Genomic DNA, 13,282 nt, shown 5'->3' on the forward strand with positions numbered 1-13,282 from the left:
TGGCACAAATTTGGAAGGCGAAGAAAACAGATTCATCGGGTGACCCAGGGTAAGGCATAAAAGCGCACGCAGTGAGCAAAAGGCTGCCTTGCACCGCGAGCGAGAAAGATCGAGATGGGTTGGTTTAGTTGGGGAGAATGCGTCTCAAACGAAAAGCGCGGACGCCAGGAAGACGAACCAACAAAAAAGGCCACATCCGAAGGGGCTGCCGCCTCATGCAGGGGATCATGTAGACACCAAACCGTTCATCAAAGCCCAGGCGTTGCGGCGCCCTGGGAGGAGAAACACAATGGCATCATTATAGATTAAATGCTGGTTAAAATCCAGGATTTTTCGTCTGAATCGTCCGCGGGAGGGGCGAGGACTTCTGTTGTACAATGAGGATATGTTGGCTTCGCAACCGCAAGACACGCAAACCCGCGCCCGGCGCAGTCTGAGGCCGCTGGCGGCCGTCTTTGGGCTGCTCTACGCCGCCTGGCTGCTGTGGGGGCGGGCTGAGCCCTGGGAACGGGTGTGGATGGGGGGCGTGACCCTGGTGTTTGCCGGGCTGCTCAGCGCCGTGCTGACCACACGCGCCGCTCGCCGGGTGGGGCCGGGACGGCTGCGGCAGGCCTGGGGGTGGACGTCGGCGGGGCTGTGGGCCTGGGCTTTGGGGGATGCCGTTCGTCTGGCGGCGCAGGCCGCGGCGGCGGACGCCACACTGCGCCTGAGCGCTCTGGAATATCTGTATATCCCCGGCGCGTTGGCCGTGTGGGTGGGGCTGCTGCGTTTTCCGCGCCAGCCGCGCCCGCTGCTGGGCCGCCTGGGGCTGCTGTTTGACCTGACCCTGGTGTCCACCGGCGCGGTGACGTTGGCCTGGCTGTGGGCGCTGCAGCCTGTGGTGGATGCGCAAGCCAGCGCGGGGGCCAGCGCGCTGGTGCTGCTGCCGTTGGGTATGGATCTGCTGACCCTGCTGCTCCTGCTCAGCCTGTTTTTGCTTTCCGATCCGCGCAGCCTGCCCGCCCCTTTGGGTTGGGTGGGGCTGGGGCTGCTGGCATATTTATTCTCCGACCTGGCCTACACCGCTATGCTGGCTGGGCCGGGTTACCAGAGCGGCACGCTGTTGGACCTGGGTTGGGTGATCGGCGACGGGCTTTTGGCCTGGGCGGCCTTGCAGGCCCCCGTGGCGCAGATGAACGCCGAGCCGCCCCCCGCCGGAAGGGTGCGGCGCTGGGTGGTGCGCCTGCAGGCGCTGCTGCCGCTGCTGACGGTGGTGGTGGTGGGCTGGTACAGCCTGGTGGAATGGCAGCTGTGGGGGCGCTTTAACCCCACCGCCCTGTGGGTGACGCTGATTTTGGGCCTGGGGCTGATCGCCCGCCAGGGAGTTTTGACTGGCGAAGTGGAGATGCAGCAGTACGCCAACCTGGTCAATTCGGTGGCCGAGCCGACTTTTGTGTGCGATTCCAAAGGAAGATTGCGGCTGGTGAACCCGGCCCTGCTGGAGGCGGCGGGCTACACCCAGGCCAACGACCTGCTGGGGCGGCCTTTGCAGCAGCTGGTGCATCCGGCGGAGGGCACCTTTGGCTGGATCACCGCGGGGCTGAAGGGCGGCTGGCGGGGCGAGATCCATTTGCGGCGGCGCGACGGTCAGATGCTGCCCGTTTCTCTGGCGCTGCGCCCCATCTTACCGGCGCGCGGCGGGCGCCTGGCGCTGGCGGGCACAGCCCACGACCTGAGTCTGCAAAAACGCCAGCAGGCCGCGCTGCAGCAGGCCTATGAGCAGATCGCCGCGGACCGCGCCGAGCTGGAACAGCTCAACGCCCAGCTGGAGGTGCGCGTGGCTGAGAAAACCGCCGATTTGACCCAGGCTCTGGAGCAGTTGGAGGCGCAGAACCGCGCCTTGCAGCAGTTGGATGAGCTGAAAACCGAGTTTGTCTCCCTGGTGTCGCATGAGCTGCGCGCCCCGCTGACCAATATCAGCGGGGGGATTGAATTGCTGTTGGGGGGCGGTTACCGCCTGCCGGTGCGCGCGCGCGGGAATTTGACCCTGGTGCAGGCTGAAATTCAACGCCTGAGCCGCTTTGTAGAGACCATCCTCGACCTTTCGGCCTTGGACGCCGGGCGGCTGCCGCTCTATCCGGCACCGCTGCTGCTGGCGGCGGCGCTGGCCCCCCTGCGCCAGCAGTTCATGGCCCATGCCCAGGCCCAGCGGCTGCGCTGGGACATTCCGGCGGATCTGCCGCCGGTGCTGGCGGATGAGCAGGCTCTGAACAGCGCGCTCTTTCATCTATTAGACAACGCCTTCAAGTACACCGCCAGCGGCGAAATCTGGGCACAGGCGCGGGCTGAAGCGCACACCGTGCGCGTGGAGGTGTGCGACCAGGGGCCGGGACTGGACGAAGGGCAGATTCCGCTGCTGTTCGAACGCTTTTACCGCTCCAACGCGGGCGATTCACAGGCGGTGTACGGGCACGGCTTGGGACTTTACATTGTACGGCGGTTGGTGGAGGCGATGGGCGGAGAGGTGGGGGCCGAAAACCGCCCGCAGGGTGGGGCTTGTTTCTGGTTCCGCCTGCCGCGTTTGGAAGAGCGAGGTGAACATGGGCTATAAGATCCTGCTGGTGGATGACGACAGCACCTTGCGCCGCTTTGTGGGCGAATTTTTGCAGAACGAGAATTTCGAGGTACTTTCGGCGGGCAGCGGCCCCGAAGCCCTGCGCCTGGCCTACCGCGAACACCCCCACTTGGTGGTGCTGGACGTGATGATGCCCGGCATGGACGGTTGGGAAGTGACCGTGCGTCTGCGCGAGATGGCGGATGTGCCCATCATCCTGCTGACGGGCAAGACCACCGAGGCGGATAAGCTGCGCGGTTTCCGGCTGGGGGTGGATGATTACATGACCAAGCCGTTTTCCTTTGCCGAGCTGACCGCGCGCATTCAGGCGGTGTTAAACCGGGCGGCGCGCCGCGCGGGAACGGCCCACCATGTGCTGCCGGTGGGTGAGCTGAGCCTGGACCTTGACCGGCGCGAGGTGCGGCGCGGGGAGCAGGTCATCGCCCTCACGCCCACCGAATTCCGTCTGCTGGAGGTGCTGGCGCAGACCCCGGGCAGCGCGGTGTCGGAAGAAAAGCTGTCTGAGGCGGTGTGGGGGGCCAGCCGCAGTGAGGATTCCACCGCCGTGCGCCGCTACATCTGGCTGCTGCGGCAGAAGATCGAGGCCGACCCTTCGCAGCCGCGCCACGTCATCACCGTGCGCGGGTTTGGCTACCGCCTGGATACGGATTGAGGGCGGGGCAAGGGTGTGCACAGGCTGGAAGCGGCCTTGACCCCTGGGGTATAATGCAGGCCGAATGAAAAATCACCGTGAGGGGTATGCCATGAATTTTGAACTGCACCGCGACTTCCCAGAGAGCCTGGACGAAGAATGGACGCGTTTGCTGAATCAGGCGGCTGTGCACGTGCCGTTTTTACACCCGGGGTATTTGCGCGGCTGGTGGCAGACCCGCGGCGGGGGGGAATGGCCGGAGGCGCAGCTGGCATTGGTGACAGCGCGCCGCGAGGGCGAGCTGGTGGGGGTGGCGCCCCTCTTTTGGACGCCCCGCGCCGAAGGCGGCGCCGCGCTGATGCTTTTGGGCAGCGTGGAGATTTCGGATTATCTGGATGTCATCGCCCGCCCGCAGGATCTGGCGGAGTTCATCCGCGGGCTGCTGGCGGCTCTGCCGGGTCTGGATCTGCCTGCCTGGTCGGCGCTGGACCTCTACAATTTGCTGGACGATTCGCCCAGCCTGGCGCTTTTGGAAGCCGAGGCGGCCGCGGCGGGGTACAGCGCGCAGGTGGAACGCTTGCAGCATTCGCCCTTCATCCGTCTGCCGGGGGATTGGGAAACCTATCTGGCGGGGATTGATAAGAAGCAGCGCCACGAGATCCGCCGTAAAATGCGCCGCCTGGAAGAGTCGGGCGTGCCCTTCCGCTGGTACACGGCTGATGACCCTGACCGTTTAGCGGCCGAGGTGGATGATTTCATGGCTTTGATGGCTCAGGACGCGGAGAAAGCCGCCTTCTTGACCCCGGCCATGCGCCAGCACCTGCATCACACGGCGCGCTGGGCGCTGGGGGCGGGCTGTCTGCATCTGTCTTTCCTGGAGATCGAAGGTCACAAGGCGGCCGGGTACTTCAGCTTTGACGATTTAAACCGTCTGTGGGTCTACAATTCCGGCATGGATCCGGCCTTTAACGCTTATTCGCCGGGGTGGGTCATGCTGGGGTATTTGCTGCAGTGGGCTAATGAGCAGGGGCGGGACGAGTTTGACTTCATGCGCGGCGACGAAAGCTATAAGTACAAATTTGGGGCGGTGGACCGCTTTGTGATGCGCGTGCGCCTGGAATGCTGAGCGCACGGCAGCCTATCATTTTTGAGAAAACCCCCAGGCCCCCCTTGACAGTCGTAAGGGGGGCTTGTATACTGGGCAACATATGAATAACTGCTCATATATTCAAGGATGACCGCATGAAACCCACCATAGCCCGTTGTGAAGAAAACGTGATCCATGAAGAAGAGGTGCAGGCCGCCCAGGCGACCCTGATTTCCGGCCTGGAGGCCACCTACCTTTCGGCGGTGTTCCAGGCCTTGTCGGACCCCACCCGGCTGCGGCTGATTTCAGCCCTGAGCGGCGGGGAATTGTGCGTGTGCGATCTGGCGGCGGTGTTGGGCATGACTCAAAGCGCCGTTTCGCACCAACTGCGCCTGCTGCGCAATTTACAGGTGGTGCGCCACCGCAAAGCCGGGCGAATTGTGTATTACGCCCTGGAAGATGAGCATGTGCGCCTGCTGTTCCAGATGGGCCTGGAGCATATCCGCCATCCCAAAGGGGATGAAGCGGCAGGGGGTGCGGCATGAGCAAACAGACTTTTCAGATCACCGGCTTGCACTGCGCCGACTGCGTGACGACGGTGGAAAATGGGGTGCGGCAGGTGCCGGGGGTGCAGGCGGTGCAGCTCAACTTTGCCGACCAGACTCTGAGCGTGGAAGGCGACGCCGAGGCGCAGGCCGTGGCGGCGCGGGTGACGGCTTTGGGCTACGGTGTGCAGACCACGCCAGCCCCCGCGGCAGCGGGGCGCATGGGGTTGGCGGCTTTTTTGCTTTCCAGCCGCGTCACGCGCCTGGCGCTGGTGGGCGGGGGGCTGCTGCTGGCGGGTTGGCTGCTGGGTTTGGCTGGCGCGCCGCGCGCCCTGACGGTGGTTTTGCAGATCGCCGCGCTGGGCCTGGCGGGTTGGCCGGTGGCGCGCAGCGGCGTGGTCAATCTGGTGGTCAACCGCGATTTTAACATCAACCTGCTGACCACCCTGGCGGCGCTGGGGGCGGTGTGGATTGGCGAATTGGGCGAGGCCGCTACGCTGATTTTCCTGTTTGCCATCTCGGAGGCCCTGGAGGAATACAACGCCGACCGCGCCCGCCGCGTGTTGGGCGAGCTGAGTCAGTTGGCCCCGGATACGGCCCTGCGCCTGCGCGGCACGGAGACCGAAAAAGTGCCTGCGGCGGCCCTGCAGCCGGGGGATCGGGTGTTGGTGCAGCCGGGCGAGCGCATCCCCGCGGATGGGGTGGTGGCGCTGGGCGAAAGCGAAGTCAACCAGGCGCCCATCACCGGCGAGAGCCGCCTGGTGGAAAAAGGGGTGGGCGATGAGGTGTTCGCCGGTACGCTCAACGGCAGCGGCGCGCTGCATGTGCAGGTCAGCCGCACGGCGGGCGAATCGACCCTCAGCCGCATCGTCAAGACGGTCAGCGAGGCCCAGGCCCTGCGCGCGCCCAGCCAGCGCATGGTGGACCGCTTCGCGCGCGTGTACACCCCGGCGGTGACGGTTTTAGCGCTGCTGGTGGCGGCGCTGCCGCCTTTGCTGTGGGGCGCGCCTTTCTTTGATCTGGCAGACGGCACGCGCGGCTGGCTGTACCGCGCCCTGACCCTGCTGGTCATTTCCTGCCCGTGCGCGTTGGTGATCAGCACGCCGGTGACGGTGCTTTCGGCGCTCAGCGCGGCGGCGCGGCGCGGGGTGCTGGTGAAGGGCGGGGCCTTCCTGGAAGCCCTGGCGCGGGTGCGCCTGTTCGCCTTTGACAAGACCGGCACGCTGACCTACGGGCGGCCGCAGGTGACGCAGGCGCGGGCCGTGGACTGCGAAGGATCGGCGGACTGCGCGCGCTGCGGCGAGGTGCTGGCTTTGGCCTGCGCCTTGGAACGATCCAGCGCGCACCCGCTGGCCCAGGCGGTGGTGGCGGCGGCTGAAACGCGCGGCCTGGCGCAGGCCTACGCCGCGGCTGAGGGGGTCACGGCGATGGCGGGGCTGGGGCTGCGCGGGCAGGTGAACGGCGCCACGGCCGTCATCGGCAGCCACCGCCTGTTCGATGCGCACTATCCGCACCCGCCCGCGCTGTGCGATTGGGTCCTTTCGGCCGAGGCCGCCGGAGAAACCGCCATGCTGGTCAGCGACGGGCAGGCAGTGCGCGGGGTGATCACCGCCAGCGATCAGATCCGCCCGGAGGCGGCCGGTGTGGCGGCGGCCCTGCATGCCCTGGGGCTGCACACGGCGGTATTGACCGGCGACAACCCCGCGGCGGCCCAGCGCAGCGCTGCGGCGGCGGGGATTGAGACCGTGCGGGCCGGGCTGCTGCCGGAGGAGAAGCTGGGGGCGCTGCGCGAACTGCAGGCGGCCTTTGGCCCGGCGGCCATGGTGGGGGACGGCATCAACGACACCCCGGCGCTGGCGGCGGCCAGTGTGGGCGTGGCCATGGGCGGGGCGGGCAGCGCCCAGGCCCTGGAAACGGCGGATATCGTGCTGATGGCCGATTCGCTGGAGCAGCTGCCCTTTGTCACCCGCCTGGCGCATTTTACCCTGCGCCTCATCCGTCAGAACATCGCTTTTTCCCTGCTGACCAAGCTGGGCCTGATGGGCGTGGCTTTGCTGGGGTGGGCGCCCATGTGGCTGGCGGTGGTGGGCGATATGGGCATTTCGCTGGCAGTGACCGCCAACGGCATGCGCGCGGTGCGCTTTGAGAGCCAAAAGTCTGTATAATGAGGGTAGATTGCAATCGGAGGGTAAAGCCATGCAAGATGTGTTAACCTGGTACGGACATGCGGCCTGGGGGCTGAAAACCAGCGGCTACACCGTTCTGGTGGACCCCTTTTTCAGCGGCAACCCGGCGGCCACGCTGCAAGCCTCACAAGCTCAGGCGGATTTTATCCTGGTGACTCACGGCCACGGCGACCATGTGGGCGACAGCGTGCAGATCGCCGAACGCACCGGAGCGCTGGTGATCAGCAACGCCGAAATTGCCGGGTGGATGCGCAAGCAAGGGGTGGAGAACACCCACGCGCAGCACCTGGGCGGGGGCTATCACCATCCCTTTGGCTATCTCAAGCTGACTTTTGCCCTGCACGGCTCGGCCCTGCCCGACGGCAGCAACGGCGGCAACCCGGCCGGGCTGCTCATTACCACCCTGGGCGGGAAGAAGATCTATCTGGCGGGCGATACGGGCTTGTTTGGGGATATGGCTCTGATCGGCGAAGAAGGCCTGGATGCGGCCGTGCTGCCCATCGGCGACAATTTCACCATGGGGCCGGAGGACGCCCTGCGCGCTGTGCGGCTGCTGCGGCCCAAGGTGGTCATCCCCATGCACTACAGCACCTGGGGGGTGATTCAGCAGGACGCGGCCGCCTGGGTGGAGCGCGTGAACCGCGAGACCAGCGTGCACGCGCTGCTGCTTCAGCCGGGGGAGAGCTATACCCTGTCCTAAAAGACGCATTTCCATGCATAAACCAGCGGGCCGCGAGGCCCGCTTTTGTTTGGGACGGCACAGAATGTACAAGCTTTCCACAAATATTGTACAAGGTGGCTGAGTCTGATAGTTTTTGCCAGTGAAACGTGATAAGATTTTTGATAGATCCTGCGGGAGGAGTGTGGACGGATGACGGGCGCGAGCAAAAAATTCTATCAGATGAGCGTGGAAGAACGGCTGGCCTGGCTGAGCCAGCAGACCGGCCTGAGCGCTGAGGTTTTGGCGCCGCTGGCCGAAGGGGGCGGGCTGCACAGCGACCAGGCGGATCACATGATTGAAAATGTGGTCGGCCTGCACAGCCTGCCGCTGGGCATCGCCCAGAATTTCATCGTCAATGGGCGCGAGGTGCTGGTGCCCATGACCCTGGAAGAGCCTTCGGTGGTGGCGGGGGCCTCCTTCATGGCCAAGTTGGCGCGCTCTTCCGGCGGTTTTTTTGCCTCCTCCTCCGACCCGCTGATGATTGGCCAGATGCAGATTCTGGATCTGGCGGATGCGCCCAGCGCGCGGCTGCGGCTTTTGGAGGCGCGCGAGCAGCTTTTGGCCGAGGCGGCCCAGGTGGACCCCCTGCTGGCGCAGTTGGGCGGCGGCCCGCGCGAGATCGAAGTGCGCATTCTGGAGGGGCCGGGGCTGGGAACCTTTTTGGTGCTGCATTTGATCTACGATGTGCGCGACGCGATGGGGGCCAACGCGGTCAACACCGCTATGGAGCGGCTGTCGCCGATGGTGGAGAAGCTGACCGGCGGGCGCGTGCTGCTGCGCATTCTTTCCAATCTGGCCGACCGGCGTCTGGCGCGGGCGCGCATGACCGTGCGCCTGGAGGAGCTGGCTTTTGAAAATTACGCCGCCGAAGAGGTGCGCGACGGCATCATCGCCGCCTGGGCTTTTGCGGCGGCGGACCCTTACCGCGCGGCCACCCACAACAAGGGCATCATGAACGGCGTGGACGCGGTGGTGATTGCCACCGGCAACGATTGGCGCGCGGTGGAGGCCGGGGCGCATGCCTACGCGGCCCGCAGCGGGCGCTACACCAGCCTGAGCACCTGGGGACAGGACGCGGCAGGGAATCTGGTGGGCACGCTGGAAATGCCTATGGCGGTGGGCACGGTGGGCGGGGCCACGCGGGTGCATCCCACGGCGGGGGCGGCCCTGAAGCTGATGGGCGTGCGCAGTGCGCGCGAGCTGGCCGAGATCATCGTCTCGGTGGGGCTGGCGCAGAACCTGGCGGCCTTGCGGGCGCTGGCCACCGAAGGCATTCAGCGCGGGCACATGTCGCTGCATGCGCGTCAGGTGGCGATTGCCGCCGGGGCGGTGGGGGCGCAGATTGAAACCGTGGCCGGGCGGCTGGTGGCGGAAAAAGTGGTGCGGATTGACCGCGCGATGGATATCTTAAAAGAACTCAATGCGAGTGAGACCGGCCGAGCCTAAGCGCCGACCGGACACAGGCATCTACAAGGAGCGAAGTGATGAGTGAGACCCAACCTCAAAAAGACCTGCTGTTGAAGACCAACCGATCGGTTGGGATCGTTGGGTACGGGGCGTATGTGCCGCAGTACCGCCTGCCGGCCGCCGAGGTGGCGCGGGTGTGGGCGGGGGGTGAAGAGGGGCTGCCAATTAAGGAAAAGGCTGTGCCCGGGATGGATGAGGATGTGATCACCATGTCTATCGAGGCCTCGCGCAACGCCCTGAAGCGGGCGGGAATTTCGCCGGAAGAGCTGCGCGCGGTGTGGATTGGCTCGGAATCGCACCCTTACGCGGTGAAACCCAGCGGCACGGTGGTGGCCGAGGCCATCGGTGCGTCGCCCTCCATTCAATCCGGCGACTGGGAATTTGCCTGTAAGGCCGGCACCGAGGCCATGGTGGCCGCCATGGGCCTGGTGGGGTCGGGCATGGCGCGCTACGCCCTGGCGGTGGGCATGGACACGGCCCAGGGACGCCCCGGCGACGCGCTGGAATACACGGCGGGGGCGGGCGGCGCGGCCTACATCCTGGGCCCGGGCGAAGAATCCCTGGCGGTGATTGAGGCCTCCTATTCCTTCGTCAGCGACACCCCCGACTTTTGGCGGCGGGCGGAAGCCAAGTACCCCGAACACGGGCAGCGCTTCACCGGCGAGCCGGCGTATTTTCACCACATTTCCTCGGCGGGCAAGGCCCTGATGCAGATGATGGGCACCAGCGCGGGCGATTACCAATACGCGGTTTTCCACCAGCCCAACACCAAATTCCCGCAGCGTGTGGCGGGCATGCTGGGCTTTTCGGCGGAACAGATCAAGCCGGGGCTGCTGGTGCCGGTGATCGGCAACACCTACGCGGGCGCGGCCATGATCGGGCTGACAGCCACGCTGGATGTGGCCCAGCCGGGGGACCGCATTTTGATGGTGTCTTTTGGCTCTGGGGCTGGCTCGGATGCGTTTTCCATCCTTGTGACGGATGCGCTGCTGGAGCGGCGGGAGAAGGCCCTGCGCACGGCCGATTATATCGCCCGGCGCACGGAAATTGATTATGCCACCTATGTACGCCTGCGCGGCAAGCTGGCGATGAAGTAAACCAGACGGGGCAGGTTTTGGGAGGAGCTATGACGGATATCATCATTGCAGGCATTGGGCAAATTCCCGTGGGCGAGCATTGGGAGCTTTCGCTGCGCAGCCAGGCGGCCAAGGCCATGCTGGCGGCGGTGCGCGACGCGGGCGGCATTCGTCCGCAGGCGCTGTATATCGGCAACTTTTTGGCCTCGGTGGTGTCGCACCAGTCGAACCTGGGCGCGCTCTTGGCCGAGAACGCCGGCATGACCGGCATTGAGGCCTACACGGTGGAAGCCGCGGGGGCTTCGGGGGCGGGGGCCTTCCGCACGGGGTATCTGGCGGTGGCTTCCGGCTTTGTGGATGCGGCCCTGGTGGTGGGGGTGGAGAAGTACACCGACATGGTGGGGGCGGGCCTGGAAAGCGCCGCAGCCCAGGCCATGGATTATGACTACGAGGGCGTGCAGGGCCTTTCGGCGGTGGGGCAGGCGGGGCTGTTGATGCAGCGCTACCTGCACGAGTACCAGCCGCCGCGCTCAGCCTTTGCGGCTTTCCCGCTGCTGGCGCATGCCAACGCGGTGAACAACCCCAACGCCATGTTCCGCAAGGCGATTAAGCCGGAGACCTACGAGAAGGCCGGCATGGTGAGCGCACCGTTGAATTTATTCGACGTGGCCCCCCTGGCGGATGGGGCGGCGGCGGTGCTGCTGACGCGCGCCAGTTTGCTGCCCAAGGATTTCCCCCATCCGCTGGTGCGGGTGAGCGGCTCCAGCGTGGTGGTGGACACCCTGGCCCTGCACGACCGCAGCGATCCGCTGGCTTTTGAGGCGGCGCGCATTTCGGTGGAGCAGGCCTGCAGCCAGGCGGGCATTTTGCCCAAGGATGTGAATTTCTTTGAGCTGTGCGACAGCACCTCCATTTACGCGGCCCTCAGCCTGGAGGCGGCGGGCTTTGCGCCGCGCGGCGAAGGCTGGCGGCTGGCGGCGGAAGGTGCGCTGAACCTGGGCGGCAAACTGCCGGCGCTGACCCTTGGCGGGCTGAAGGCGCGCGGCAACCCCCTGGGCGCCACGGGCGTGTATCAGATTGTGGAAGCGGTGATGCAGCTGCGCGGGCAAGCCGGGGCCAACCAGGTGGCAGGAGCCCAGCGCGGCCTGGTGCAGTCTTTGGGCGGCCCGGCTTCCACGGCCGTCACCCATGTGCTGGAGCGTTTGGGATAGCTTTTGACAGATCCGTGCGCGGGTCTGATAGGAATTGATAGTATCTTACCGATACACTACGGGTTGTAACGCAAAGAAAAGGAGACAGATCATGGAGATTCCTCGCCATTGGAGAATTAAGAAACAACGCTACGCGCTGGTGGGCGAAGTGTGCCCGCATTGTGACGCGAAAATCTTCCCGCCGCGGGATGTGTGCCCGGAGTGCGGCGGCGAAGCCAAGACCCCCTTTGCCTTCACGGGGCGGGGTGAGATTTATTCGTACACGGTGATGAACGACGCCCCGGCGGGGTATCAGGAATCCACGCCCTACACGGTGGCGCTGGTGAAGTTGCAAGAGGGGCCGATGGTGACGGCGCAGCTGACCGACCTGGGCAGCCAGCCGGTGGAAATTGGCATGCCGGTGGAAATGGTCACGCGGCGCATCCGCTCGGATGGGGATGAGCGCGGTATGTTGGTGTACGGGTATAAGTTCCGGCCGGTAATGCAGGCATAGGAAATGCTGGTGTATCCCCACAGGGGGGACGGTGTGGGTGAAGCCCTCGCAGAGGGTAAGTTCCGGCCGGTGATGCAGGCATAAGCAGATATTGAGGTTTCAACCGCCTTCCAGAGATGGAGGGCGGTTTTTTGTATTCCACCCTCCCCTAATTTCTGCGAAATTTGGGGAGGGAATGCTTGAGAGCGCTGCTGCGGATGACCTCACCCGGCGATTCCCCAATTATTGCAATACTTGGGGAGGGAATGCTGTATACTAAGAGTAAGAATCTCTAGTGCAACACAATGATCTCTCCCCCATTTTAGGTTTTCAAAATGGGGGAGGCAGGAAGGGGCCAATGGCGCATCGGCGCACGCGCATCTCAACCTTCCAATACGCCGCCCAGCTCCGCCATCACCTGACGGAGGCAGAGGCCCGATTGTGGCAGGTGCTGCGCGCCCACCGCCTGAACGATGTTCATTTTCGCCGCCAGCACGCCATCGGGCCGTATATTGTGGATTTCTGCGCCCCGCGCCAGAAATTAATCATCGAGGTGGACGGCAGCCAGCACCTGTTCCAACAAGCGTATGACGCTGAGCGCACGGCTTATCTGGAGGCGAAAGGCTACCGGGTGCTGCGCTTTTGGAATCATGAGGTGATGGAGAATTTGGAAGGTGTGCTGTTGAGGATTATGGAGATGGGGAGTTCAGGGAGGTAACGAGAACGCCCCTCCAGAGATGGAGGGCGGTTTTTGTGTGTAGATTGCAGTATTTTGTATAATTGCAGTGGTGGGGCGTGATGTTCGTTACCAGAGATTACTAAATTCTGCGCATTGTCCACGCCCCAGCGTAAGTAACGCCAGCTGTTAGCACGCCCCTTGCAAAACAAACATATTTTCACACTATGTATAAAGAAGGCTAGGATGATGAAAAAGAAAATCGCTGTTGGCTTATTACTTGGGGTGGTTGCTGGCGTACTTGATGTAATTCCCATGTTACTTCAAGGCTTAACTTGGGACGCAAATTTATCGGCGTTTTTTCTGTGGGTTGTGTCAGGCTTTATGTTATCCACATCTAATTTGACAGCACATCCAATCCTCAAAGGCATAATTATTCCATTTCTTTGTTTACTCCCAAGCACTTTTATAATTGGTTGGAATAATCCTTTTTCTTTGCTTCCAATAGCCGTTATGACGCTAATTTTAGGAGCGTTGTTGGGATATACCTACAACAAATTTGCAAGATAGGATCAGATAAAGATGATTCCCATTGA

12 protein-coding genes are annotated in these 13,282 nt (G+C 64.0%); all 12 read left to right on the forward strand.

The window, feature by feature from the left end; genetic code table 11:
- Positions 1–385: 385 nt before the first annotated feature.
- The 12 genes from ADN01_RS17940 (at position 386) to ADN01_RS19470 (ending at position 13,256) form a co-directional block, all read left to right on the forward strand.
- Positions 386–2,590 (forward strand): ATP-binding protein, encoded by a 2,205-nt coding sequence (locus tag ADN01_RS17940; RefSeq protein WP_062417102.1) that lies wholly within the window; start codon positions 386–388, stop codon positions 2,588–2,590.
- Positions 2,580–3,266, forward strand: coding sequence for a response regulator transcription factor (locus ADN01_RS17945; RefSeq protein ID WP_062417103.1), 687 nt, complete (start codon positions 2,580–2,582; stop codon positions 3,264–3,266). The genes ADN01_RS17940 and ADN01_RS17945 overlap by 11 nt, the downstream gene beginning before the upstream one ends.
- Positions 3,267–3,330: 64 nt before the next feature.
- Positions 3,331–4,371: a GNAT family N-acetyltransferase gene (locus tag ADN01_RS17950; RefSeq protein WP_062417104.1), complete on the forward strand. Its 1,041-nt coding sequence runs from the start codon at positions 3,331–3,333 to the stop codon at positions 4,369–4,371.
- Between the two features lie 116 nt (positions 4,372–4,487).
- Positions 4,488–4,877 (forward strand): ArsR/SmtB family transcription factor, encoded by a 390-nt coding sequence (locus ADN01_RS17955; RefSeq protein ID WP_062417105.1) that lies wholly within the window; start codon positions 4,488–4,490, stop codon positions 4,875–4,877.
- On the forward strand, positions 4,874–7,042 hold the full coding sequence (locus tag ADN01_RS17960; RefSeq protein WP_062417106.1) for a heavy metal translocating P-type ATPase: 2,169 nt from the start codon (positions 4,874–4,876) through the stop codon (positions 7,040–7,042). The genes ADN01_RS17955 and ADN01_RS17960 overlap by 4 nt, the downstream gene beginning before the upstream one ends.
- A gap of 31 nt (positions 7,043–7,073) precedes the next feature.
- Positions 7,074–7,763, forward strand: a complete 690-nt coding sequence (locus ADN01_RS17965; RefSeq protein ID WP_062417107.1) for a metal-dependent hydrolase — start codon at positions 7,074–7,076, stop codon at positions 7,761–7,763.
- A 171-nt stretch (positions 7,764–7,934) separates the two neighbouring features.
- Positions 7,935–9,230: a hydroxymethylglutaryl-CoA reductase, degradative gene (locus ADN01_RS17970; protein ID WP_062417108.1), complete on the forward strand. Its 1,296-nt coding sequence runs from the start codon at positions 7,935–7,937 to the stop codon at positions 9,228–9,230.
- 38 nt (positions 9,231–9,268) lie between these two features.
- Positions 9,269–10,348, forward strand: coding sequence for a hydroxymethylglutaryl-CoA synthase (locus ADN01_RS17975; RefSeq protein WP_113918822.1), 1,080 nt, complete (start codon positions 9,269–9,271; stop codon positions 10,346–10,348).
- 29 nt (positions 10,349–10,377) lie between these two features.
- Entirely contained in the window at positions 10,378–11,538 is a 1,161-nt protein-coding gene (locus tag ADN01_RS17980; RefSeq protein ID WP_075071332.1) for a thiolase C-terminal domain-containing protein, read from the forward strand.
- A 91-nt stretch (positions 11,539–11,629) separates the two neighbouring features.
- Positions 11,630–12,031: a Zn-ribbon domain-containing OB-fold protein gene (locus tag ADN01_RS17985; protein WP_062417111.1), complete on the forward strand. Its 402-nt coding sequence runs from the start codon at positions 11,630–11,632 to the stop codon at positions 12,029–12,031.
- Between the two features lie 337 nt (positions 12,032–12,368).
- Positions 12,369–12,728 (forward strand): endonuclease domain-containing protein, encoded by a 360-nt coding sequence (locus ADN01_RS17990; RefSeq protein WP_062417112.1) that lies wholly within the window; start codon positions 12,369–12,371, stop codon positions 12,726–12,728.
- A gap of 204 nt (positions 12,729–12,932) precedes the next feature.
- On the forward strand, positions 12,933–13,256 hold the full coding sequence (locus tag ADN01_RS19470; RefSeq protein WP_160318465.1) for a hypothetical protein: 324 nt from the start codon (positions 12,933–12,935) through the stop codon (positions 13,254–13,256).
- Positions 13,257–13,282: the final 26 nt, after the last annotated feature.

Source organism: Levilinea saccharolytica, from assembly GCF_001306035.1.
GTDB classification, from domain to species: Bacteria; Chloroflexota; Anaerolineae; order Anaerolineales; family Anaerolineaceae; genus Levilinea; species Levilinea saccharolytica.